Origin of the sequence: Lysinibacillus sp. IITD104 (assembly GCF_036698265.2) — a bacterium.
Taxonomy (GTDB): domain Bacteria; phylum Bacillota; class Bacilli; order Bacillales_A; family Planococcaceae; genus Lysinibacillus; species Lysinibacillus boronitolerans.
In genome coordinates this window covers 3,222,257-3,247,018 of the sequence record NZ_JBAHYH020000001.1, presented here as the reverse complement: position 1 = coordinate 3,247,018, position 24,762 = coordinate 3,222,257, and the positions used below count along the sequence as shown (strand labels likewise).

24 protein-coding genes and 1 riboswitch are annotated in these 24,762 nt (G+C 37.3%); of the genes, 19 read left to right on the top strand and 5 right to left on the bottom strand.

The genetic code is table 11. From position 1 onward, the window contains the following. Nucleotides 1-146 precede the first annotated feature (146 nt). Nucleotides 147-518 (top strand): GNAT family N-acetyltransferase, encoded by a 372-nt coding sequence (locus V1L66_RS16600; protein WP_016992990.1) that lies wholly within the window; start codon nucleotides 147-149, stop codon nucleotides 516-518. Here the strand turns inward: V1L66_RS16600 and V1L66_RS16595 are convergent. Then, nucleotides 515-1,021 carry a DUF309 domain-containing protein gene (locus V1L66_RS16595; RefSeq protein WP_016992991.1) on the bottom strand — a complete coding sequence of 169 codons (507 nt, stop codon included), beginning with the start codon at nucleotides 1,019-1,021 and terminating at the stop codon, nucleotides 515-517. The genes V1L66_RS16600 and V1L66_RS16595 overlap by 4 nt on opposite strands. Before the next feature lie 55 nt (nucleotides 1,022-1,076). Here V1L66_RS16595 and V1L66_RS16590 point away from each other — a divergent pair, with 55 nt between their 5' ends. The 14 genes from V1L66_RS16590 (at nucleotide 1,077) to V1L66_RS16525 (ending at nucleotide 16,231) form a co-directional block, all read left to right on the top strand. Next, complete coding sequence (locus tag V1L66_RS16590; protein ID WP_016992993.1) at nucleotides 1,077-1,856, top strand: segregation/condensation protein A; 780 nt, start codon at nucleotides 1,077-1,079, stop codon at nucleotides 1,854-1,856. Then, nucleotides 1,828-2,421: an SMC-Scp complex subunit ScpB gene (scpB, locus tag V1L66_RS16585; RefSeq protein ID WP_016992995.1), complete on the top strand. Its 594-nt coding sequence runs from the start codon at nucleotides 1,828-1,830 to the stop codon at nucleotides 2,419-2,421. The genes V1L66_RS16590 and scpB overlap by 29 nt, the downstream gene beginning before the upstream one ends. Before the next feature lie 77 nt (nucleotides 2,422-2,498). Further along, complete coding sequence (locus V1L66_RS16580) at nucleotides 2,499-3,569, top strand: D-alanyl-D-alanine carboxypeptidase family protein (RefSeq protein WP_036080147.1); 1,071 nt, start codon at nucleotides 2,499-2,501, stop codon at nucleotides 3,567-3,569. A 103-nt stretch (nucleotides 3,570-3,672) separates the two neighbouring features. Continuing rightward, the gene (locus tag V1L66_RS16575; protein WP_333005540.1) at nucleotides 3,673-4,260 is read left to right on the top strand and encodes a hypothetical protein; all 588 of its coding nucleotides are present in this window, start codon (nucleotides 3,673-3,675) and stop codon (nucleotides 4,258-4,260) included. A 300-nt stretch (nucleotides 4,261-4,560) separates the two neighbouring features. After that, nucleotides 4,561-5,292, top strand: coding sequence for a pseudouridine synthase (locus tag V1L66_RS16570; protein ID WP_004232209.1), 732 nt, complete (start codon nucleotides 4,561-4,563; stop codon nucleotides 5,290-5,292). Between the two features lie 318 nt (nucleotides 5,293-5,610). Next, nucleotides 5,611-6,150, top strand: a complete 540-nt coding sequence (gene resA, locus V1L66_RS16565) for a thiol-disulfide oxidoreductase ResA (protein WP_004232210.1) — start codon at nucleotides 5,611-5,613, stop codon at nucleotides 6,148-6,150. 6 nt (nucleotides 6,151-6,156) lie between these two features. After that, nucleotides 6,157-7,833: a cytochrome c biogenesis protein ResB gene (locus tag V1L66_RS16560; protein WP_016995171.1), complete on the top strand. Its 1,677-nt coding sequence runs from the start codon at nucleotides 6,157-6,159 to the stop codon at nucleotides 7,831-7,833. Further along, nucleotides 7,830-9,011, top strand: coding sequence for a c-type cytochrome biogenesis protein CcsB (gene ccsB / locus V1L66_RS16555; RefSeq protein ID WP_016995170.1), 1,182 nt, complete (start codon nucleotides 7,830-7,832; stop codon nucleotides 9,009-9,011). The genes V1L66_RS16560 and ccsB overlap by 4 nt, the downstream gene beginning before the upstream one ends. Before the next feature lie 115 nt (nucleotides 9,012-9,126). Beyond that, complete coding sequence (locus tag V1L66_RS16550) at nucleotides 9,127-9,843, top strand: response regulator transcription factor (protein ID WP_004232215.1); 717 nt, start codon at nucleotides 9,127-9,129, stop codon at nucleotides 9,841-9,843. After that, complete coding sequence (locus tag V1L66_RS16545; RefSeq protein WP_016995169.1) at nucleotides 9,836-11,611, top strand: ATP-binding protein; 1,776 nt, start codon at nucleotides 9,836-9,838, stop codon at nucleotides 11,609-11,611. The genes V1L66_RS16550 and V1L66_RS16545 overlap by 8 nt, the downstream gene beginning before the upstream one ends. A 78-nt stretch (nucleotides 11,612-11,689) precedes the next feature. Beyond that, complete coding sequence (sigX, locus tag V1L66_RS16540; RefSeq protein ID WP_009370717.1) at nucleotides 11,690-12,223, top strand: RNA polymerase sigma factor SigX; 534 nt, start codon at nucleotides 11,690-11,692, stop codon at nucleotides 12,221-12,223. Next, entirely contained in the window at nucleotides 12,220-13,506 is a 1,287-nt protein-coding gene (locus V1L66_RS16535; RefSeq protein WP_016995168.1) for a hypothetical protein, read from the top strand. The genes sigX and V1L66_RS16535 overlap by 4 nt, the downstream gene beginning before the upstream one ends. A 144-nt stretch (nucleotides 13,507-13,650) precedes the next feature. After that, nucleotides 13,651-13,837, top strand: a riboswitch (FMN riboswitch). Nucleotides 13,838-14,055: 218 nt separating this feature from the next. Continuing rightward, the gene (locus V1L66_RS16530) at nucleotides 14,056-14,643 is read left to right on the top strand and encodes an ECF transporter S component (protein WP_016995263.1); all 588 of its coding nucleotides are present in this window, start codon (nucleotides 14,056-14,058) and stop codon (nucleotides 14,641-14,643) included. Between the two features lie 241 nt (nucleotides 14,644-14,884). Further along, complete coding sequence (locus V1L66_RS16525) at nucleotides 14,885-16,231, top strand: sodium-dependent transporter (RefSeq protein ID WP_036080548.1); 1,347 nt, start codon at nucleotides 14,885-14,887, stop codon at nucleotides 16,229-16,231. A gap of 412 nt (nucleotides 16,232-16,643) precedes the next feature. Here V1L66_RS16525 and V1L66_RS16520 read toward each other — a convergent pair whose 3' ends face one another. From V1L66_RS16520 to V1L66_RS16505, 4 genes are read right to left on the bottom strand one after another with little or no spacing between them, the layout of a single operon-like run. Then, complete coding sequence (locus V1L66_RS16520) at nucleotides 16,644-17,030, bottom strand: STAS domain-containing protein (protein ID WP_016991824.1); 387 nt, start codon at nucleotides 17,028-17,030, stop codon at nucleotides 16,644-16,646. A 38-nt stretch (nucleotides 17,031-17,068) separates the two neighbouring features. Continuing rightward, the gene (locus V1L66_RS16515) at nucleotides 17,069-18,766 is read right to left on the bottom strand and encodes a methyl-accepting chemotaxis protein (RefSeq protein ID WP_036080132.1); all 1,698 of its coding nucleotides are present in this window, start codon (nucleotides 18,764-18,766) and stop codon (nucleotides 17,069-17,071) included. 27 nt (nucleotides 18,767-18,793) lie between these two features. After that, on the bottom strand, nucleotides 18,794-19,213 hold the full coding sequence (locus V1L66_RS16510) for an ATP-binding protein (protein ID WP_026023337.1): 420 nt from the start codon (nucleotides 19,211-19,213) through the stop codon (nucleotides 18,794-18,796). 6 nt (nucleotides 19,214-19,219) lie between these two features. Beyond that, entirely contained in the window at nucleotides 19,220-20,353 is a 1,134-nt protein-coding gene (locus V1L66_RS16505) for a response regulator (protein ID WP_036080127.1), read from the bottom strand. A gap of 587 nt (nucleotides 20,354-20,940) precedes the next feature. Between V1L66_RS16505 and glnA the strand changes: the two genes are divergently transcribed. The 4 genes from glnA to V1L66_RS16485 all read left to right on the top strand — a co-directional run bounded on the left by glnA (nucleotide 20,941) and on the right by V1L66_RS16485 (nucleotide 24,738). Beyond that, nucleotides 20,941-22,275 (top strand): type I glutamate--ammonia ligase, encoded by a 1,335-nt coding sequence (glnA, locus tag V1L66_RS16500; RefSeq protein ID WP_036080124.1) that lies wholly within the window; start codon nucleotides 20,941-20,943, stop codon nucleotides 22,273-22,275. Between the two features lie 83 nt (nucleotides 22,276-22,358). After that, complete coding sequence (locus V1L66_RS16495) at nucleotides 22,359-22,553, top strand: hypothetical protein (protein WP_016991830.1); 195 nt, start codon at nucleotides 22,359-22,361, stop codon at nucleotides 22,551-22,553. Nucleotides 22,554-23,214: 661 nt separating this feature from the next. Beyond that, a complete protein-coding gene (locus V1L66_RS16490) occupies nucleotides 23,215-24,078 on the top strand; it encodes an AraC family transcriptional regulator (RefSeq protein WP_333005523.1) in 864 nt (287 codons plus the stop codon). 156 nt (nucleotides 24,079-24,234) lie between these two features. Continuing rightward, nucleotides 24,235-24,738: a pyridoxamine 5'-phosphate oxidase family protein gene (locus tag V1L66_RS16485; protein ID WP_241490019.1), complete on the top strand. Its 504-nt coding sequence runs from the start codon at nucleotides 24,235-24,237 to the stop codon at nucleotides 24,736-24,738. Nucleotides 24,739-24,762 lie beyond the last annotated feature (24 nt).

Genomic DNA, 24,762 nt, shown 5'->3' with positions numbered 1-24,762 from the left:
TTATGGGGCGTAGTCTATTGGGTGTTGGCGTCGAAAGGTATTCTCGGACCTGGTTCGTAAGACAGAAATTGGCTTGCGGTAAAAGTACAAATCGTGTAGGATAGTCAAAGATTATGTACAGCTAGAAAAAGAGGGAATAGACAAATATGTTAATTCGATATAAAAAAGCTTTAGAGAAAATAGCAATGGGGCTACTTTCATTTATGCCTAACGAAAAAGACGTAAAAAAGCTTACAGAAACCATCCACTCCTATGAAAATGACGATAATTGGGTTTTATACTTATGGAAAAAGAATGATGAATATGTTGGCATTGTAGGGCTTGTTGTTGATGAGCATAATATAGCCACAATCCAGCACGTGTCGGTGATCCCTTCCTATAGGGGAGAGGGAGTAGCAACTGAGATGCTTCAAGAAGTGGCAGAAATTGGCCAATATGAAAGTGTGCGTGCTACAGATGAAACACGCAGTTTTGTTCAAAAATGTATTCATTGTATCGATGAAAAAGCAGACGATTAACAACGTCTGCTTTTTCTTTGTTTGCTTTCTTGTCGCTCTGCAAGAATATGTGAGCGATCTCGAAGCATATGTTTATGAAGAAGATAATTTGAGCTATTTGATGGCAAAAGCTTTATACGTGCTAGCGCTAAATCCAGCAAGTGAGGTGAGAGAGGGAGCTGGAAAGTTTGAAAGGACTTGCCCGTTTTAATCGAAGTGATAGCTTTTGCTATTTGTGTTAGGAGTTCAGGATAATCAATTTCTTGGAAAAAAACATGCCCTTCATTTACTTGAAAATTATGAAGTGCTTTTTCTAAAATTCGTTTAGCACCAGTATTGTTACCACGTCGCCAATGATAGAAGCCTGTTGCCAGCTGTACATAGCCGACAAGCGGATGCGTTTTATCACCAGGAGCAATTTCCTTCCAATATTCCTCTAGCACTTCATGGCATTCAAAAAAATCTTGATTGCCATTAAAATAAGCACAGTAATCTATAAATAAAGTATGATGCTGTGGATGCATTTTGGACTCCTTTCCACTATACTAAAAGAACATAGAATCTCAGGGTGGTAAAATAATGTCTTATGAAGTAAAATTAGAAGCCTTTTCAGGGCCTCTTGATTTATTATTGCATTTAATTCACAGATTGGAAATTGATATCTATGATATCCCAATGGCTGAAATTACACAACAATATATCGACCATATACATGCAATGCAAGTACTGGAGTTAAATGAAGCAAGTGAATATTTAGTAATGGCAGCAACGTTGCTGGCAATTAAAAGCCGCATGTTATTGCCAATTCACGAAGGAGAGATGGAGGACGCAGAATTAGAAGTGGACGGCCCTGACCCTCGTGAAGAATTGGTGCAACGCTTAATCGAATATAAAAAGTACAAGGAAGCAGCAAGTAATTTGCAAGAGCTTGAAACAGACCGAGCTCAGGTATTTACGAGGCCACCTGCTGATTTAACAGGATTAGCCTCAGAAGAACAGATGGCTTTATTTGATTTGAATGTGAATATCTATGATATGCTTGGAGCATTTCAAAAATTGATGCGTCGCAAAAAATTAAAGAAACCATTAAAAACAACTGTAGCAAGGCAGGAACGATCAGTAAAAGATCAAATGCGTTCTGTTGTGGATTCTTTACGATTAACAGGTGGACGTGCATCGTTTTTCGAGCTTTTTCCCTATGAAGATAAGCCAACACTTATTCTAACGTTTGTATCCCTTCTTGAACTGATGAAGCGTCAGGTCGTCATCGTAGAGCAAGATGGTAACTTTGAAGAATTAATGGTTACCTTACAGAAGGAGGAATGGGAAGATGACGAAAACATTGATGTTACAGAGTAAAATTGAGGCCTTATTGTTTGTTGTGGGAGATGATGGCTTAACGATTAAACAACTCTCACAACTTTTAGGAGAACAGGAAGAGCTGATCCTTCAAACAATGAATACATTGAGAGAAGCCTATGAAGAAGATTTAGCAAGAGGAATTACGGTGAAAGAAATTGCAGGCGTCTATCAGCTCATTACAAAATCTGAGTTTGCCGATACGATTCAAAGATTAGTAGAAAATCCAACGGCACAATCCTTATCTCAAGCCTCCCTCGAAGTGTTGGCAATAGTGGCATACAAACAGCCCATTACACGTGTAGCGATAGAAGATTTGCGCGGTGTCAAGTGTGAACGCCCAATCCAGACGTTAGTTTCACGAGGATTAATTAAAGAGGTAGGTCGGTCAGAAGGGACTGGACGTGCCATCTTATATGGAACAACAAAAGAATTTTTACATTATTTTGGCTTAAATAGTATAGAAGAAATGCCTCCTCTACCTGAAGAGGACCTTGCTGAAACAGAACAAGAAACAGATTTATTTATGACAAAATTCCAAGAGACATTTAGCGGGGCAAAATAATGGTTAGGTATAATGCGTTGCCTTCAACATAAATATAAATCTATAAATTCCTATCACATTGAATAAGGAGTGGCTCGTTGCTTCGGTTATTTCGTTTAACACTGATCATGATTATTGTGTTAATGGCCATGCTTCCTCAAACTAGTTTAGCAAGAGGAGGAAGCGGCTATGCTGTCTTAGATGGCGATACAGGACGGATTTTAATAGGGTCCAATAGCGATGAACGATTACCTATTGCTAGTCTAACGAAAATTTGGACAGCACTTGTGGCAATTGAAAATAGTGACTTGCAGGAAGAAGTCGTCATATCTCCGAAGGCTGCTATGGCTGAGGGGAGTTCTATTTACTTACAGGCTGGTGAAACGGTGACAGTTGAAACGTTATTGTATGGCTTAATGCTACGTTCAGGCAATGATGCTGCAACAGCTTTAGCCGAACATGTAGGGGGATCTGTCGAGGGCTTTGTCAAATTAATGAATGAAAGAGCCGTTATTGCAGGTCTTACTAATACCGTCTTTATGAATCCTTCTGGTCTTCATCATGATGAGCATTTATCGTCTGCAAGAGATACTGCTGAGATGTTAAGACTTGCTTTGCAAAATAAAACATTTGAGAAAATTGCTTCAACGGTACTTTATCGGGCAAATACAGTAAACGGAATGCTATGGGAAAATAAACACCGTCTATTAAGAGAAGGTTCAGGAATAGCAGCAGATATAGATGATGAGACAGAGCAGCCTGTTAGTTCCTTAAAGTCAGCCACTGGTACTGCATTTGCTGGAAAAACAGGCTTTACTAAAGTTGCTGGACGAACACTTGCAACGGCCTTTCAAAAGGATGGGCAAACCTGCATTGTCGTCACATTAAATGAATCAGATGATTGGAATGTACATCGAGGCTTATCCAATAAAGTATGGCAAGATTATAGTCTTGAAACAGTAGTGAAGAAGGGTAAATACAATGTCAATAAAAAGTTGGCTATTCGTTTACAAGAGCCTATTCGACTACAATTAAATAAAGAGGAAAAAGAACAAGTGAGGCAAGTATTACATGTTTCAAGGAAACGTCAAGAAGCAGTCCTGTCGATCTTTTTAGGGGAAGAACGTATTTATGCAACGCCAGTAAAAGTTGAATCAGCGGATCGTTAAAAACGATTTGCTGATTTTTTACATTATTTGATTAATTAGTGTTAAATTTGGTAGAATGATAATGAAGAGAGAATTCTTAATTTTCGAAAAAGGGGTGAGGAAATTGAGGAATGCTTCTATGGAAAGTAAAGGTAGACAAATTCAATTTGGGCTAATAATTGTCTTATTCTTATCAAGTTTAATTGTCCCTGTCATTCTACTATATCCAATTCAAGAGATGCTATATCGACCTAATGAATTTTATTATTTTGCACCTTATTTTAATGCTTATATTATCTTTATGGTCTCTTTATTTGTTATGGCCCTCGTACTACTAATCAATTATTTAATCATACCTAAAACGAAAAAAAGAAAGAATATTCAACGTGGTCTAGTGTCTGCTTCCTTATTAATTGCCTTAGGTTTTATCGCATTAAGCTTTAATACTTATAAATGGATAGATTCGAGAGGTATTCATATGAATCCATTTTTTAGTTTAAAAGTAAATTTTGTCGAGTGGGAAGAAATAGTGAAAGTTGAGCAGGTAAATCTAGAAAAAAGTGGAGTGACAAAGCCTGATCATCTGGTTTTTACATTTCAAGACGGTTCAACAATTGAGGAACCTTTGGCAGGCAACATGATACTGGCTAAAAACTATATAGCCAATGAGTTAAAGCAACGTGGCCTAACAATTGAAAATGTATACAAATAAAAGCTGCCGAATGGTAGCTTTTTTTCTGTCAAAATAAACATTATACAATCGATTCGCATGATTACCAAATGAGTATACTGCTAGTAAACAAAACAAAATCTCGGTTCAAATGTTAAGAAATTAGCGAATGAGAAATTATTTGGAATACTCAAATAAAAATTGTGAAATTTGTTTTTCTTTAATAATGTCTAAAAGTATGACATAATTTTCACAGATTAGCGGGAAAAATAACCCTATTCATTGGATCGAAATCGAATGATGACGAACGTGTCAATGTGAAAGAAAACTAGAGGTGAAAAAATGGAAAGATTACAAAAGGTCATTGCCTATGCAGGCGTTGCGTCAAGGCGCAAGGCAGAGCAATTGATTTTAGAAGGTAAAGTTAAAGTAAATGGTGTAGTGGTTCGTGAGTTAGGAACAAAGGTATCTAATTCCGATACAATTGAAGTAGAAGGTGTAAAACTAGAAAAAGAAGATAAGGTATATTTCTTACTTTACAAACCACGTGGAACAATTTCTGCAGTTACAGATGATAAAGGACGCAAAACTGTCACAGATTTATTTCATCATATTCCGCAACGTATTTTCCCAGTTGGTCGTCTTGATTATGATACATCTGGATTATTGCTATTGACAAATGATGGGGAATTTTCCTATATGTTGACACATCCGAAATTTAAAATTGACAAAACCTATATCGCTCGTGTCAAAGGTGTGCCAACAATTGAAGGGCTTAAAAAGCTTCAACGAGGGATCAAATTAGAGGATGGTAAGACAGCACCTGCTAAGGTAAGCATGACATCTTTCGATGAAAAAGCGGGCAAAGCTATTTGTGAAATCACGATTCATGAAGGGCGCAATCGCCAAGTTCGTCGTATGTTTGAAGCGATTGGAACACCCGTTGTCAAATTAAAACGCGAACGCTTTGCTTTCTTAGATTTATTTGGCCTTGCTCCAGGAGAATACCGTGAATTATCAAAGCATGAAGTAAAGCAACTACGTGTGTTAGCAGAAACAGGAAAGCTTGATTAATGCTATTTTGCCAGAAGAAAGTGTGGATACCACAAGAGGTATTTGGATGTTTACACTTTCTTTGTGGTGAAATCGTTCATAAATCATTCATAATTAATAGCTAAGTGTTTTTGTATCATTTTGCTATAATAGGTGAGAATAGTACACCTAGTAGCAGTTTGTTCAAAAAAGCTGTAACACATTTAATCCGGTATTGTTGACGTCAATGTGAAAGAAGCTTTTACATACTTATAGACGTATAGAGCATGAAAAAGTTCTATTTGTCTCTTCCTTATGTAAAAGCAAACGCAAGCCGTAATTGATAGGGGGTTTATTAACTTGGAGAAAAAGAAAAAACGTCTTGTACTGCGAACTGTCATTTTAGCTGTGTTAGCGTTGGCAATCGGGTACACAGTATATGGAACAGCAACAAAGGAAAAAGTAGAGTTAGTAGCAGTAGGCTCTGAGGCACCTGACTTCACGTTAGTAGATTTAAACGGTGAAAAACATAAATTGTCGGATTATAAAGGGCAAGGGGTATTTTTAAATTTCTGGGGAACTTGGTGTAAGCCTTGCGAGAAGGAAATGCCTGCGATGGACAATCAGTATCAAGAATTTAAAGATCATGGTGTACAAACATTAGCTGTCAATATTGCTCAAACAGATTTTGAAGTACAGAATTTTGTCGATCGATATGGATTGTCATTTCCAGTAGTTATCGATAAAACAAAAAGTGTTATGACTGCTTATAATGTAGGTCAATTACCTGCAACAGTGCTAATCGATCCAGAAGGCAAAGTGGCCAAAATTATTACAGGTGAAATGACGGAGAAGGATATTGCTTCGTACATGGAATTAGTGAAGCCAAATAAGGAGTAAATGACGATGGAAAAAATCATTTGTGCTTGTGGTCATAGTAATCCATACGGCACGAAGCTTTGTGAGAAATGTGGTCGTCCTTTAACCGAGGAAGAAAAACAAAATAAGGTTGTTGATATGCGCTATGATGGTATGGCCATTCGCTCCAAAACATATAACAAATCATTTGTTGATAAAATATGGAATTTCTTCTCAAGTGTTAAAGTTGGTATATCCTTAATTATAATCACATTAATTGCTGCTTCAGTCGGAACATTACTACCACAAGAGTTTTACGTAAAAGCTTCTGATATGGAGAAGGGGGCTTACTACGCAGACGTATATGGTACATTCGGTAAAATCTATTATACGTTGGGGCTTTCGGATTTATATAGCTCATGGTGGTTCCAGATTTTGGTTGGTATGCTAGCGGTATCAATTATAGTGGCAAGTCTTGACCGAGGCATTCCACTTTATAAATCATTAAAGAATCAACGTGTTAAAAGACATGAAAGCTTTATGAAGCGTCAGCGCATTGTTGCAGAAGGACAAGTGTCAGCCAGTGCGGAGGAAACGCTTGATAAAGTGGCTCAAAAAATGACTGAGATGAAGTATTCTGTTCGTCGAGATGGTAGCGCTCTCTTAGCTGAAAAAGGACGCTTTTCTCGTTACGGTCCGTACATAAACCATGTAGGTCTCATCATTTTTTTAGGTGGGGTCATGCTACGTCTAGTCCCAGGATTCTATGTTGATGAATCGATATGGGTGCGTGAAGGTGAAACACGAGCTATCACTGGAATGGAAGGCTATTTCATTGAAAACCGTGATTTTATTTTAGAAACACATGATAATACACCTCAAGGCGAGCAAGTTAAACAGGGTGTGAATGTAGTGGCTAAAAACTTCCAGACCGATATTACACTATACAAGCAACCTGAAGATGCATTACCAGGTGATACGGAAAATCTAGAAAAAGTAAAAGACTATTCCATTCGTGTAAACCATCCTTTGAAAGAAGATGGCTTTGCGCTTTACCAGATGGATTATCGTCTAAATGAATTAAAACAAATGAACTTTGAATTAATTAATAAGACGACAGAGAAATCATTAGGTAAGGTAGAGATTGATTTAACAAATCCTAAAAAGGAATATGATTTAGGGAATGGTTCATCCGTTCAAATTCTTGTCTATACACCTGATTTTGATGGATTTGAAAATGGTGAACCTCAGACTAAAACGTCTATTCCAAATAATCCTGCATTTTTATTTAAAATGACTACACCAGAAACACCTGAAGGAGAAGTAAGCTTTGTTGAAATTATGCAGCCTCCTTTAGAACCACTTGGTGAAAATAAATATAGAATGAAATTTGCTAGTGCAGAAATGCGTGATATGTCAGGTATTACAGTACGTAAAGATAGTACCATCCCTATTCTGTTTGTTGGTGGTGTCATCTTTATGATCGGTGTTGCGATTGGCTCTTACTGGAATCATCGTCGTCTATGGCTTCAAGTGGAACCAGACGGCCGTGTGTTAATGGCTGCCCATGTCAACAAAAATATGTTCAGCATGAAAAAGGATTTAGATGCTGTTACAACATTTGCTGCATTGCCTCCATATATAGATCAGTTAGAGAAAGATGAGGCTAGCGAAGAGTCCACAAATGGTGGCATTAAAGAAAAGGAAGGTGACAACACCTTATGAGTTTGATTGACATAAGTGGAAACTTACTATTTGTAGCATTTATTGCTTATCTAGTAGCGACATTATTATTTGGTGGTTCAATTAAGCAAGCGAATGCTACTGGTAAAAATACTGATAAATGGGGCAAGCTTGCCATTGTGGTTACCATTATTGGTTTCCTATCACAGCTTAGCTATTTTATTACTCGTTGGATCTATACAGGACATGCGCCAGTAAGTAACATGTTCGAATTTACAACTGCCTTTGGTATGTTCATTGTCGGCGCGTTTATCTTAATTTATTTTATTTATCGTTTGACTGCACTTGGATTAGTGGCATTGCCAGTTGCGCTTTTGATCATCGCTTATGCAGCAATGTTCCCAAAAGAAGTAAGCCCGTTAGTGCCTTCTTTACAAAGTCATTGGTTGACAATTCACGTTATTACAGCTGCATTAGGACAATCTATTTTAGCGATAAGTGCTGTGGCAGGACTTATTTACTTATTAAAAGTAGTTGATTTAACAAAGCCTTCTAAACAACGTTTTTGGTTAGAGGCCGTTATGTACTGTCTTGTAGTAGTTGTTGGGTTTGTTGCAGTTACATCTACATTTAGTGCGATGGATTATGAGTCTAGCTATAATTATGTGGATAAAGAAGGAACTACTCGTAAAATTATTTACAATTTACCTCCAGTATTCGGTATGAATGAATATGAAGTGATAGAAGAACATGGCATGTCGCCATTAGTAGAAATGCCAGCATTAATTAATGCGAAAAAATTAACAACTGTTGTTTGGTCATTAATGGTAGGATCTGTGTTGTATTTATTAATTCGTTTAATTGCTCGCCGTCGAATTAGTGCCATTTTCCAACCACTTGTTAAACGTGTCAATTTACAATTACTTGATGAAATTGGTTATCGTTCAGTGCTGATTGGTTTCCCTGTATTCTCCCTTGGTGCTTTAATCTTTGCGATGATTTGGGCACAAATTGCTTGGAGTCGTTTCTGGGGTTGGGATCCAAAAGAAGTATGGGCTCTTATTACATGGTTATTCTATGCAGCATTCCTGCATTTACGTCTATCAAAAGGCTGGGAAGGTCGAAAATCTGCTTGGTTAGCATTAATTGGTTTCGGGATTATTTTATTCAACCTAATTGCTGTTAACTTAATTCTAGCAGGTTTACACTCCTACGCGTAACCTGTGAAGCAACAAGCCTTTTCGCTGTAGCGAAGAGGCTTTCTTTTCTTTTCAATATGTGTCACACCATGTACAATAGAAGTTAGAGAAAGATTGGAAGAGAGGGATCGTGAAAGTGTCAGAAAATATTTCAGTATTAGTAGTAGATGACGAGGATCGTATTCGCCGCTTATTAAAAATGTATCTTGAGCGTGAAGGATACCTTGTTGACGAGGCCGAAAATGGTGAACAAGCGATCGAGAAATCTTTAGAAAAAGAGTATCACTGTATTTTACTTGATATTATGATGCCTGAAAAAGATGGGCTAGAAGTGTGTGCGGAAATTCGAGAGCGCGCAGCAACACCGATTATTTTATTAACTGCCAAAGGCGAAGAAGCGAACCGTGTACAAGGGTTTGAGCTTGGTGCAGATGACTATATTGTAAAACCATTTAGTCCTCGTGAGGTTGTGCTACGTGTGAAGGCTATTTTACGCCGTTCACAGGCTTTCTCACCAACGACAAATGCGTCTTCTTCAAAAGATTTAGTGGTGTTCCAACATTTAATGATTGATCATGATGCACACCGTGTGACTGCAGAGGGCATTGAAGTTAATTTAACACCGAAAGAGTATGAATTGCTATACTTTTTAGCGAAATCGCCAGACAAAGTATTTGACCGTGAACAACTACTAAAAGAGGTATGGCATTATGACTTCTTTGGTGATTTACGTACAGTGGACACACATGTAAAACGTTTACGTGAAAAGCTCAACCGAGTTTCTGAAAACGCTGCTAAAATGATTGTGACGGTTTGGGGCGTTGGATACAAATTTGAGGTTGTCAATGAATAGAATATGGAATAGTGTTGTCGGGAAGCTATGGGTAACCATATTGCTTCTCGTTTCATTTGTATTATTTGTTTTCACGGTGTTAATGCTTGAATTTCTTCAAAATTACCATATGCAGCAAGCAGAAATTTCATTGCGGCAAACAGCTGCAACGGTAGCAAGTATAGTAGATGACAATGAAACAGCCGAATCTACCTCGGAATTATTAAAAGATATTTTACCTACAGGGACCAATGCATTGATCGCTATCAGTCATGTTGAAGTGTCCTTTGCGATGCAAGAAGGTGTCAATAAAAAAGAAATACAAGATACCATTTTAGCCAATAAATCTTTTCATGAAGTGTTTCAATCAGATGAACCGATTATTAAAGAAATGATGATGCCTTCTTCAACTGATCAAGAAAAGATGGAATCTTATGTCGTACTTGGTTTTCCGCTAAATGTTGAAAATGCAGTACATGGAGCTGTCTTCATCTATCAAAGCCCTGATGCGCTACATAAAACGTCTAAGGAAACAACGAAAATTGTCTTTTTAGCAGCCTTCATAGCATTTGTGTTGACGACATTCTTCGCATTTTTCCTTTCTTCACGTATTACTTCGCCATTGAGAAAAATGCGTGAATTGGCTTTTGAAATCGCGAAAGGGAATTTTGAAGCGAAAATGCCTACTACCCAAAATGACGAAATTGGTCAGCTTGCCGTTGCCTTTAACCAAATGGGCCGTCAATTAAAGCATAATTTAGAGGTCATCAATCAAGAAAACGAACAGCTTTCTAATATTTTGACATCTATGACAGATGCTGTGATTACATTTAACCGTGATCGTACAATATTATTAAGTAATCCACCAGCAGAACGGCTAATGCAAAAGTGGTTTGTGAATAAAGGCTCACAAAGTGCTAAACCTATCCCGCCAGAGCTGTATCATATGCTTGATCATGTGCTGATGTTTGAGGATAAACTAGAAGAGGAAATTGAAATGGACGGCAGCTATTATACGTTTACTATTAGTCCCCTTTATAGTGGTGAAATGATACGTGGCGCTGTGGCTGTTATTCGTGATATGACTGAACAACATCGCTTAGAAAAACTTAGATCTGATTTTATAGCCAATGTCTCTCATGAGCTACGGACACCAATTGCCATGCTTCAAGGTTACTCGGAAGCATTGATGGATGATGATTTTATTCAGGATCAGGAAGAGCGTAATGAGATTACCAAAATTATTTATGATGAATCGAAGCGAATGGGCCGTCTTGTGACAGATCTATTAGATTTAGCACGCATGGAATCAGGGCATATGACGCTATATAAAGATGAATTACCGATTAATTCTACATTCGAACGAATCACACAAAAATTTGCGCAGGTAGCAAAAGAAAAGCACGTTCGCCTGCAATTTGACAGTGAATTTAATGACGAGGCTATGATTAATATAGATGAGGATCGCATTGAACAAGTGCTTACAAATTTAGTTGACAATGCCCTTAGACATACAGATGAAGGGTCTGTGACTGTAAAAGTAGAGCAGGAGCCGACATTTGCTAAAATATCTGTTCAAGATACAGGACATGGCATTCCTCAAGAGGACTTACCCTATGTCTTTGAACGTTTTTATAAAGCCGATAAGGCACGTACTCGTTCCAAGGGTGGAACTGGTCTCGGCTTAGCCATTGCTAGAAATATTGTGAAGGCACACTCAGGTAATATAATGGTAGACAGTGTGCTGAAAGAGGGTACGACCTTCACGTTTTATTTACCGTTCGATTAATAACATGTATTGCTATTAATTGGCTGTAACTTCTATGAATGTAAGACGACAAATATTATAGAACGGGGGTGGAGTGCTTTGAATGACTCCGTGTTCCATCGACTATACGATGCATATCACCAAGACGTGTTTCAGTTTTTAATATATTTAGTAAAAAACCGTACACTTGCCGAAGATTTAGCACATGAAGTTTATGTACGAGTGTTGCGCTCGTACGATCAATTTGCAGGGAATAGTAGTGAGAAAACTTGGCTATTTGCTATTGCCAAAAATGTAGCGATTGATCATTTTAGAAAGCAAGCTGTACGCCAAAAGCATTCACATGATTTCTTTGACTGGGAAACGGAACAGCTCCATTCAACCACACCATCACCGGAAGATATGCTACAGGCCAGTGATGAATTTATGCAGGTAGAATCAGCACTTGAAAACTGTACAGGCGACCAAAAAATGGTCATTATTATGCGCTATTTTCAGGACTTATCAATTGCAGAAACAGCGCAAATACTAGATTGGACAGAAGCTAAGGTAAAAACCACCCAGCATCGAGCCATTAAATTTTTAAGGCAACAGCTACAGCCGATTAGAGAACAGGAGGCGAAACGGCAATGACGCATAAGCCATTTGATGATGAACAGCTTGAACATGTATTGAACAATGCCCCTAAGCTTTCTGACCGCCGTTCAAAAGAAGAAATATTAAATCGGTTAATGGCAGATGCTCGCTTGCAGGATAATAGTCACCTTCAAGAAGCGATACAACAACCTATAGAGAATGAAGAAGCACAACAAGAAAGTAAACCTTTGATTCAAGATGAACAACCATCACGATTTAAGTTCCGAAAAATGTCGATTTTTACGAGTATAGCAGCTGTTTTCGCGTTAACGGTGCTCGTTGGCTCCATGGTCATGAATAATAACGCTAGCCAAAAAGATCTAGCTAGTACACCGGAAACGGCTAATTACTCTACATTACAGGAAGATCGTTCTGCTAAAGAGGCCGCTACCCAGGATGAGGCACTTCAATCCAGTATTGTAGCGGAGCATGAGCGTATGTTATCTTTACGGTCATCAGTCTATGAGGAAGATGTGAAAGATGCTGTCGTTTTTCGTATTGGTTTGGCAGGACGTGATGCAGAAAGTGTACCAATGACATATGTGATACCAAATGAGCGTGTAGCAACTGATTTTGGGACGCAAAAACCTTCTACTTTACAGATGTATGAGAAATATGCTCCTCAAATTGATGAAGAAGCCAAAGGGTTTACGGATTATCATCCTTTTAAGGGTGAACTGAAGGAGAAAGATGACAAGCTTGTCCACGTTTTACCAAAGGACAATAACTATGATGTTGCTTCAGCTACCGTTAATGAATACAAAGGTACTTTAGAGGATACATTCTCGGATTCTGAATATACGGAAGTTGAGATTCAAAATGAAGATGGCACACCTTATGAGTTTTCTCAAGAGGGTGAGCCAAGCCAAGCCATGTCATTAACAAACGCCAAACATTTTAATTATTATTTATACCAAGATGGTAATGGGGCAGAATATCTATCACCAGATTTCCGTCAAACATTTGCTAATGTTACAGAGGCACTTACATTAATGAAAAACAAAAATGATGATGTTTATGTAACAGTTGTTCCTGAAAATGTGACATACACGGTGAAAGAGGAAGCAGAAGGTGTAGTCGTTACATTCGATATCCCTTTAGATTTAGCATCGATGGAGCCAATTCGCGCTACCCAACTGATTGAGGCTATGATGTTAACTGCTGCTAGCTTTGACCAACAATTACGCTTAGATAATGTGGTCCAAGAAAGCTGGGAAGGATTCGATTTAAAAACGTATTTGCCAAAGCCTGTGGGGCCAAATAAACAATATATGCCTTAGCCAAAATCAAAAATGGAGCATTCCTGTAACATGGAATGCTCCATTTTTACAATACATACAAATCTAATCGGATTTTTTTTAAGCAGAACTATTTACTTTTTCTTGATAATTAATTATAGTAAGGTTGTAGTATAAAATAATATGATTCATCTTCGGGGCAGGGTGAAAATCCCGACCGGCGGTAATAGAGTGGTGAACCGTTAATGTTTTTCATTAACTCGAATGGTTTATGCTTCGCTCTTCAGCCCGCGACCTGTGCAAATTTATTTGCATGGCTGACTTGGTGTGATTCCAAGGCCGACAGTTAAAGTCTGGATGGGAGAAGATGGAGGTACGATCGTCATTCATTGTTATGAAATGAACTATGACCGAGCGCTTTTTTTGTATGACTTTTTAAACAGTGCTTAAAAAATAGTTTATGTTGACGCTTATTCGTCATGCCTTTCTCCCTTGTGCTTTTCATGCATAAGGGTTTTTTCATGCTAACAATTGAAAGATCGTCACCTTTCTTCTTGCGAGATTGAATCAGCAAAGAGGAGAGAGTTTTCTATGAAGAAAAATGTTAAACTTCAATCGTTTATTACGATTGGCATGCTGAGCAGTATTTCGTTTTTATTAATGCTTTTTAATTTCCCAATTCCACCATTCCCAGCATTTTTGGAAGTCGACTTTAGTGATATGCCTGCATTAATAGCAGCCATCACTATGGGGCCTGTGGCTGGTATTTTAGTAGAATTATTTAAAAATGTATTGGATTGGATTTTCTCGGGAACGCCAACAGGTGTGCCAGTAGGTCATATTGCCAACTTTGCAACAGGTATTTTATTTATTTTACCAGTAAGCCTTATTTTTAATCGCTTTAAAACAATTGCTGGTCTTGTTGGAGGTTTAGCGACTGGAACAGTTGTAATGGCGGTAGGCATGAGTGTTTTAAACTACGCAGTATTTTTACCGATGTACACATACTTCTTAGGTATGGAGCCTGTTGTAGGTGATTCGCTTTATAAAATGATCATTGCTGGGATTTTACCATTTAACATTGTAAAAGGTATTTTATTAACGGCTATTATGGCGTTTTTATTTACAACAATGCGCAAATGGATCGACCGCCAGCGTTCTATCTATATAACAAAATAATTTTTACTAACCTCGGGTAAACATACCTGAGGTTTTTTGTTGGAAGGATTGAAGGATAGGGGAAAGGTCTGATGGATAATTTACTAAAAGTGAAGGATAGAAAGGCAAAACTAACGGATAATTATAGAAAAAAGTAATGGGATAAACTAGCTATCTAGTCCTTTATAATTACAACCTAGTCGAAAGCTATATTTTCATGTAAAATAGAGAAGAGTTTAGAATGTTTGAGGAGTTTGAAGAGATGAGTGGAAAAAAAGGACAGTGGTCTAGTAAATTAGGTTTTATTTTAGCATCAGCTGGTGCGGCGATTGGACTAGGGGCAATTTGGAAACTTCCCTATGTAACAGGACAAAGTGGTGGAGGAGCATTTTTCCTTATCTTTGTGTTATTTACCTTGTTAATAGGACTACCGATGTTATTGTCCGAGTATGTTTTAGGACGTGGTACACAATCCGAGGCTGTAACAGCGTATAAAAAAATTGCTCCAACTAAGCCAGGCTGGGCTTGGATTGGTCGAATGGGCGTGCTAGGCTGTTTTTTATTATTAACTTTTTATAGCGTAGTTGGAGGTTGGATCTTTATTTATAGCGGGCTAGGTGTAGCTGGCGCGGTAATTGATCCAGCAGTAGATCCAGCTGAACTATTTGGAAAAATTATAGGTACGCCTTGGATTACGCTAGTTGGACTAGTGTTGTTTACATTAGCCAACGTACTTGTGATTTCATTAGGTGTACAAAATGGAATTGAAAAGGCCAATAAATGGATGATGCCGTTACTCTTCATAATGTTCATTGTCCTTGTTGTGCGTGCAGTTACATTAGATGGGGCAATGGAAGGGGTAAAATTCTTCTTATGGCCTGATTTCTCGAATATTACAGGTAAAGCATTATTAGAAGCCCTAGGACAATCGTTCTTTGGGTTAGCAGTAGGCTTTTCTTGTCTAGTTACATATAGCTCTTATTTAAAAAAGGATGTCAGTCTTCCGAATTCAGCGGGTTCTGTAGTGTTGTTAACCGTGCTTGTTTCATTTTTAGCAGGTTTAGCGATTTTCCCTGTGGTGTTCGCCTTTGATTTAGAGCCAGCAGCGGGTCCGGGTTTGCTATTTATGGTGCTGCCAACAGCTTTTAGTCAAATGCCATTTGGTGAAGTGTTTTTAGCCATGTTTTTATTGCTATTTTTATTTGCTACATTAACGTCATCATTTAGTTTATATGAGATTATCGTCGCGGCATTTATGGAGCATAGTCAGAAATCCCGACCGATGTGGACGCTTTTACTTGGTATAGTCGTATTTATTGCAGCTATTCCAGCAGCACTTTCTTCGAGTGTATTATCGGATATAATGATTTTTGAGAAAAGTATCTTTGATGCAACCGATTTTTTAGTGTCGAATATCATGCTTCCATTAGGGAATTTATTCATTGCTATTTTTATTGCCTATGTAGTGGATAAAGAATTTGTGAAGAGAGAATTGCTAACGGGTAGTCAAATGGGGCAAGGCTATTATTCTACATATCGTATGTTAATGTTAGTTGTTGTACCGATTATTATTCTCGTTGTGTTTGTTAATATGCTACTGCAGTATTAAAGAAAAACAAAACAGTCAATTGAAAGGTAGAAATGGATATCTGTTGCTTGGCTACTTGCTTTCCTATCTAACCAAAAAAATCTAATCTATTTAGCAAAGGTTTTCAAATAAAATGAAGGTGTTCATTACTCTTTATGTAGAGGTGCTGTCAATCACCACTTCTCCACATTGAAATCGCTATGCTACTATGAAAAAATGGTTGATTGGAGTGGAGCCAGGGGTCAAAGATGAGACCCTGGAGCGAATGGAAGTGAGTAAAGCGGCTCATCGGACGCCCCCTAGACGCTGGCGGAACGGAAATACCTTTCACCTTGCAAAGTTGCTTTTTCTGCCGTGGACATCTTCTTTTTTTAAACATGAAAAGGTGTATTCCGTCTATTAGGAATACACCTTTTTATTATGGTTACAAAGATTAATAATCGTTAAGTGATAGCTCACCTAGCCAATCTTCTTTAATAATCTTCCTTGCTTGTTCTTCGCTTTTGGCAATAGGGAATACTTTATCAACCTGTGAAATAGCGAATAAGTTGCGAATGAAATCATCGACGACAATAATGGCGATTTTCTTATCTTTTACAGACACTTTCTTAGCAAAATTAACGATCATACCGAATCCAGTACTATCAATATTTGTTACCTTTTGCATATCGATAATGTATCCATGCTTTGTGTCTAAGCTAAGTGTTTGAAGCTCTGACTTTATTTCTTCAATCATCCCGTATTCTAAATCGCCTGTAAACGCAATTACAATATAATCAGCCTTTGTGTCAATATTCATTGCAATTTTCTTCTGATTCATCCTATAGCGCCTCCATTATTCTTTTCTTGTTTGGGGATTTATTCAAACTTAAATTTATTCACTTCATTTTGTAAATTATCAGCAATTGATGATAACTCATCTGAGCTTTGTGTAATTTCTGCAACAGTCGCATATTGCTCTTCTGAGGTTGCTGCAATCTCCTCTGTAGCTGCGGCAGCGTCCTCAATGATACGAGAAATATCTTGAATTGCTTGTTGTACGCTTAAAGAGTTGTCGTTAACATGTGTAAATGCAACTTTCATTTGTTCGACGCCTTCCTCAGTTTCGACAACTTTCTCTACGATTTCCTTAAGGGCACTTCCACCTTTATTGATGATCGTAACCTGCTCCTCGACAGCCAGTAAATTGCTTTCCATCGTTCGTACGGTTACAGATGTTTCAGCCTGGATATCATTAATAAGATTTGTAATTTGTCCTGCTGCTAAACTTGACTGCTCTGCAAGTTGACGAACCTCTGATGCAACGACAGCAAAGCCTTTTCCTTGATCACCTGCTCGTGCTGCCTCAATGGCTGCATTGAGTGCTAACAGATTCGTTTGTTCTGCGATCCCAGTGATAACGGTAATAATACCACCAATTTCTTCAGAGCGCTTGCCTAATTTTTGGATAGAATCAGTTGCATAAGACACAGTTTTTGTAACATCACTTAGATGCATAATCGCTTCATTGATGGCTTCTTCTCCTTTACGTGCGATATGAGTGGATTCGATAGCGCTATTTAAAGTGATTTCAGCCTTTTGTAAGCTCTTTGATACTTCTTCAATCGTTTTTTGCATCATTGAAACTATTCGTTCAGCCTGATCAGATTGAGTGGTAGTACCAACGGCGATTTCATTCATTGTTAGTGCAATCTGATTAGATGCTTCACTTGTTTGATGTGATGATTCTGCCAAAGTGTGTGACGACTTTGCAATTTGGTGTGCACTACCAGCTACAATCTTTATCGTCTCTGTTAAATGATTTTTCATACTACTAAATGCGCGTGCTAATTCAGCGATTTCATCTTTGCCTTTAGGGTTTAACAGTTTAACATTTAAATTTAGTTCTGCTAATTCCTTGGCATTGGTACTTAAAATGTTAATAGGATTTACAATTTGCTTTTGTAAGAACCAACTAATTCCTCCGATCATTACAATGGCAATCACTAAGGAAATAGCTACATTCTCCAGTGCTGATTTTGTTGCAATGCTTATATAAGGAGCGGTAGGGACAGCGGTTGCCCATACACCGATCACCTCGCCTTGACTATTTACGATAGGATCATAGGCTGCTTGATGCAAACTTCCTAAGACATTTGCAGAACCGATAAAGCGCTTTTTTTCTCCGAGCACAACAGTTGCAACCTCGTCAGAAACCTTTGTATTTAAAGCACGCTCACCATTATCCACTATATTGGTACTGATACGAGTATCGTTTTGAAAGATGGATACAGCATTCCCATTTGTAAGTTCTCCAACTTTATCAGCCACCTCAAAGTTTTCTACCATATTGATATCGCCTTTATAGAGCTGATTGTTTTTTATGGACCATTCTCCAGGGTATTTAGCATCTAAATATTCATAGCTCAATTGTATATCTGATAAAAGCTTTGTATCAGCACTTTCTAATAGATTGTTCTTGGCAACAAAAAAATTGACGCCTGCTAAAAGGGAAGTAAGTAAAATAATACAACCAAATATAAGCAGATTCATTTTCTTTCGTATAGATAACTTCATTAAAACGCCCCCAATTTTACGTTTACTTTATAGATGAAACTTTTTGGAAATACCTACTAAAAATTTTGTTTCAGAAATATTTTCGAACCAAATATGGTCTACCATATTTTTGACAAAAAATAAACCGCGTCCACGATCAGCATAATCAAGTTTGTCTAAATCGAATTGAAGAACTTTGTCCCAGTCCTTTTCGTCAATACCTTTTGCTTCGTCAGTGACTGTTATTTTTATTTCTTCGTTTGATTGAGTTACATGTATTTGAATTTCCTTTTGAGTGGGTATATTAATTTTCCCCATAGCCTCTACGGCATTGATGACTAATTCATGAACAACAAATCTTATTTCTCGTTTATAAGGTAGATTATATAAATCTGTATAATTCTCCATAATTTGATCAATAAAGGCTATAGCTTGTGTATCAGGATTTACATTGAGTGTGAATTCCATCTTCAATCACCTACCCTTTAATGTAATTGTTATTGAAACGACTGTGATGTCATCGCTGTAATCATTGTCAATTAAATTGTATTTTTGAGAAAATTTTTGTAGTGCATAGCTATTATCCTGTGAAGCATAAGCGTAGAAAAAGTCCATATCAATTGAATTTTGCTCGTTCAATGTTAATAATCCATCTGTATAAAGAATAATACGGTGCCAGCCTGATAAAGGTATTGTTTTTTTATTTATTTGAATAGTAGGGAATAGTCCGAGGATAGGTGTATTCGCTGGGAGGAAGACTGTTTCTCCATATTTTCCAAATAAAAAACCAGAAGGGTGAGCCGCATTCACATAGTGCAATGTTCCATTTTTCGTATCTAGAAGTATGTAAATCGCCGTCATTAAAAAACGGTCCATATCTTCATCAGAAAATAGCTCGTATATTTGGCGGTTAAGTTCTTGGATTACTGCTACTGGATCAATTAACTTAGTAATCATTCCTTTTAATAACGATCTAATGGACATCGTAACGAGTGATGCAGCTATGCCATGCCCCATTGCATCGTACAGAAGAATGGCGGTTAAATGGTCATTAATCTTAAACCAACAGTACATGTCACCTCCTAGTGTATTAGATGTTACATAAAGACCATCAATCTGTATTTGCTCAAGATTTAATGGAGGAGATAGTGCGTTCTTTTGGAATTTTTTTGCAACGAATAAATCTTTTTGAATCATACTTTCTTGCTGCTTTCGAAGCGTGGCTTCCTTCTGATATTTTAAGGCTACTTGAATTCGAGTTTTAAAATGAGTAAAATCAAACGGCTTTAAAATAAAGTCGAAAATACCTGCTTCAAACACCCTATCGATTGTTATGTTTTTTTCGTAGGTAGTGGATAGAAGGATAGGGACATCTATCCAATTTTTAAGTACATGAATGTGCTGACAAATTTCCTCGCAATTGCTGAGTGTCATTTTAGTGTCGAGGACGATTAATTCCAGCTCATCTTTCAAAGATGAATCTACTAAATAATTCATTGCTGCTTCCGTTGTTGAAAAGCAATGAATATTTGGGATGCTGATACGATGAAAATATTTCTGCAGACGTAGCACATCATTACTTACGCTGCCAATAATTAATACTGACATGCCTACTAAATTCACCGCCTTATGTATCTATAACTAAATATTTCCTGGAAGCCAACATAATGATTTCTAACCATAATTATATACTCCGTATTTACTTATAATATGAATAAATGAAAATTCTAATTTGCTATAAATTTACCAATAAATATGGCATTATACAAGGCTTTTGTGATATAAAGTAAAACTTAATCAATAGGATTTTTGACATCTAGGTTCTTGGATAGGGTTCACGGGTTAACTTTTTAACGATGCTCTTGATATATCTGCATTTGATGCATGAGGAAGTAGAGAATGCTTCGTCTCTAGTCATGATACTTGACTGTACATTTTTAGAGTGACGAAGGATTTTGTAAGACTAAAGGCCTTTTGTAGAAAGTATTAATTTTGCCCTTCTTTTAAGGTGAAAGATCGCTATTTGAGATGGAAATGTGGTAAGAAAAATTAATCTAAAAAAGGGATTAATATATTCGATAAAATGCATGTTATAAAACATTACATACATATTGCTTGTTATTCAATTTTAATGTATTTTTAGATCAGTCATAAAAAAAAGTATGTTAATTAAATTTACATTGGAGTGGTGAAAAATGAAACATTATACCAAAGAAGATATTATACGTCGAGTGAAGGAAGAAAATGTGAAATTTATTCGCCTACAGTTTACAGATATATTAGGGACAATCAAAAATGTGGAAGTGCCTGTCAGTCAATTAGAAAAAGCGCTAGATAATAAAGTTATGTTTGACGGCTCTTCAATCGAAGGTTTTGTGCGTATTGAAGAATCGGATATGTATTTAAAGCCTGATTTCAATACCTTCGTGATTTTTCCTTGGACTGCTGAAAAGGGGAAAGTGGCTCGCTTTATCTGTGATATTGCAAGACCAGATGGTACACCGTTTGAAGGAGATCCACGCTCCAATTTAAAACGAGTATTGAAGGAAATGGAGGAGCTAGGCTTTACTTCGTTTAATTTAGGGCCAGAGCCTGAATTTTTCCTATTCAAGTTGGATGAAAAGGGGCGTCCGACACTGGAATTAAATGATAGTGGGGGCTATTTTGATTTAGCGCCAACTGATTTGGGAGAGAACTGTCGTCGTGATATTGTTTTAGAGCTAGAGGGAATGGGCTTCGAGATTGAAGCGTCTCATCATGAAGTAGCACCAGGCCAGCATGAAATCGACTTTAAGTATGCGAGTGCTATTGAGGCATGTGACAATATCCAAACATTTAAACTAGTTGTAAAAACCATTGCTGCACAGCATGGCCTCCACGCAACATTTATGCCAAAGCCACTATTTGGGGTCAATGGGTCAGGAATGCATTTTAATCTCTCGTTATTTGAAGGTGATAAAAATGCCTTCTACGATGAACATGCAGACTTGCAATTAAGTGCAACCGCACGTAGCTTTATGGCAGGAATCATGAAGCATGTGCATGGCTTTACGGCTATCACAAATCCACTTGTCAATTCCTATAAACGATTAGTACCTGGCTATGAAGCCCCTTGCTATGTAGCTTGGTCTGCTCAAAACCGCTCACCTTTAATTCGTATTCCAGCAGCTCGTGGGCTATCTACACGAATTGAATTACGTTCAGTGGATCCAGCAGCAAACCCTTATTTAGCAATGACTGTTATTCTAGCATCTGGGCTGGATGGTATACGAAAAGATTTAACGCCACCAGCTGCAGTAGACCGTAACATTTATAAAATGACAGCAGCGGATCGGGAGTTGAATGGGATTGATAGTTTACCATCCTCATTAGAATTTGCGTTAATCGAATTAGAGATGGATGCCATTGTTCGTGATGCACTGGGTGACCATATTTACGATAAATTCACAGCTGCGAAAGAGATTGAATGGAATAAATATCGCACACGTGTCCATAACTGGGAACGTGAGGAGTATTTAACGATGTACTAAAGGTTGGGGCTGTTTTAGCTCCAACTTTTTTATGTGACATGTACTTCTTTTTGCTCTATCATAAGATTAAAGGAGTGTGGACAATGACACAGATAACTCAAGTTGTGACAATTCAAAACAATGATATTGTGCAATTTGAACTTGATATTAACCGAGCTTTAGTAGATTTAAAAGGCTTTTTCATACTTGATATCAAATACAATACGCTCTTTATTGGAGAGCAGACGGTCATCCATTCTGCTTTAATTATTTATCAGCAAAGCGATTACACCATTTAACAAGAGGGGTCATGTCGATGAGACGTGACTTTTTTTAATAAAAGATAAACTCGAGTGTTGGGGGAGGTTAAAGGTATTCGGGTAACTTCCTCCTTTGATTTTTATGCAATGTCATAAATGAATTCATCTGGATTAACCAGGACCGTTTCAAAATAATGAACCTCCACAACTTCATTATGTCTATAATAATTTCTTTAATAATCTTAATGAGATTGCCTGTTTCTTCATAAACCCTACCGAATGTAGCGTGTCTCAAAGTCTTCTACTGCCTCTTTACCACCTGATGGATCTGCCCGTATTTTTGCTTCATCCTTATTTCCTTGTAAAACCATTAATAATTGATTATCTTTCGTTTAAGCAAAAAGCAGCAACATCTTGCCGTTTGACCAAGAAAAAACCTCCATTTCATTTCTGTATATAATAAACTTATCTTTTTTTAATGTTGGTTAAGCAAAGGAGGGATAATAAAATACGGTTAGGTCTTCCTAATTCTTAATTCAATTGATTTTGTTAAATCTGTCCTGAAAAATTGGTCAGAATTTAATGTATTTCAATAGAAAATTTAAAGAAAATTCTTTCTATTTAGCCTGTCCAAAGTTAGCATAAAAAGACAGGTTAAGCAGCCATATCTATTTTATGATGGAATCAAGGAGTGAGAGCAATGAGTTGGATTGAGTCGATTCAAAAGGCCATTAATTATATGGAGGATCATTTATTAGAGGATATTACGATTGAACAGATTGCACAGGAGGTTAATTCATCTGTCTTTCATTTTCAGCGAACATTTGCCATTTTGACAGATATGTCTATTGCAGATTATCTACGGCGAAGAAGATTAACATTAGCTGCACAAGAATTGCTGGGTACTGAACAAAAAATAATCGATCTCGCCTACAAATACGGCTATGAAACTCCTGAAGCCTTTACTAAAGCGTTTCGTAAACAACACCATGTAACGCCTAGTGAAGCAAGAAAGAAGCAAGGACCATTACAATCATATAATCGCCTGGTCATACAGGTAAGCTTGAAGGGAGCAGAACCAATGAAATATAAAATTATTGAAAAAGACAAGTTTCAAATTGTGGGTGTAAAAAGAACATACAACTGTCAAAATGGGGAGAATACAACGGAAATACCTCTATTTTGGCAAGAGGTAAACCAAAGTGGCTTTGATCACCAGCTATACCAATTAAATAATGGCACGGTCAATGGCGTATTAGGTGTTTGTGTACCAAATACTGAACATGGACAAAAGGGCTTCATTGATTATTGGATTGCTACTGATCATGTAGGAGAAGTAGGGGAAGATCTCTTAACAATGGAAGTACCTGCATCCAAATGGGTTATCTTTGAAGTACATGGACCTATGCCTGATGCAATGCAAAATACGTGGAAACAAATTTATTCAGAGTGGTTCCCATCCAACCCATATGAACCAGCAGGAACAGCAGAGTTGGAGGTTTATCCTGAAGAGGATGCTTATAGCCCTGATGCGTATTCAGAAATTTGGATTCCAATTAAATAACAAAAAAGCCAAGGATGCTATACTAGTGCATCCTTGGCTTTTATTTTTCTACTGAAAAAATTTCCCTTTTTTAGTTTTGTTAAAGATGTAAATTTTGAAATAAACTGTTTAATGGCGTTTATTAATCGTTACATAATTTCATGAGGGGGTTAAGAAATGATGAGAGGTACGATTCAAAACAAACGTGTTGAAATTTCACAAGAGGATGCACAGCAATACTTAAAGTTGGGAAAAGTTGCGCATGTTGCAACAGTTGATGAGGAAGGTTTTCCTTATGTTATTCCGTTTGTCTATGTATACGAAGGGGAGAACAAACTATACTTGCATATTGGTAATCTTCGAGAAAGTCACTTTTGGTCAAATATCAAACAAAATCCTAAAATTTGTATAGAAGTTTGCGATATGGGTGATTTACATCCAGGCAAAAAATATGCCTGTCAATCCGCACTAGTTTATCAAAGTGTTGTTTTGTTTGGACATATCGAAAGAATTGAAGAGGAAACGAAAAAAGAATGGTTCTTTGATGCGTTACTGGAGAAGTATGGCAAGCCTGAATGGACATTTGAAAGAGAAGGCTATCCGATTATGCCGAAAATTGAACTATTTGAAGTAAAAATAGAAAAGCTGACAGGGAAAATGAATAACGGCATGTATCATTAATCAAAAAGGCTAAGTATTGGTTGA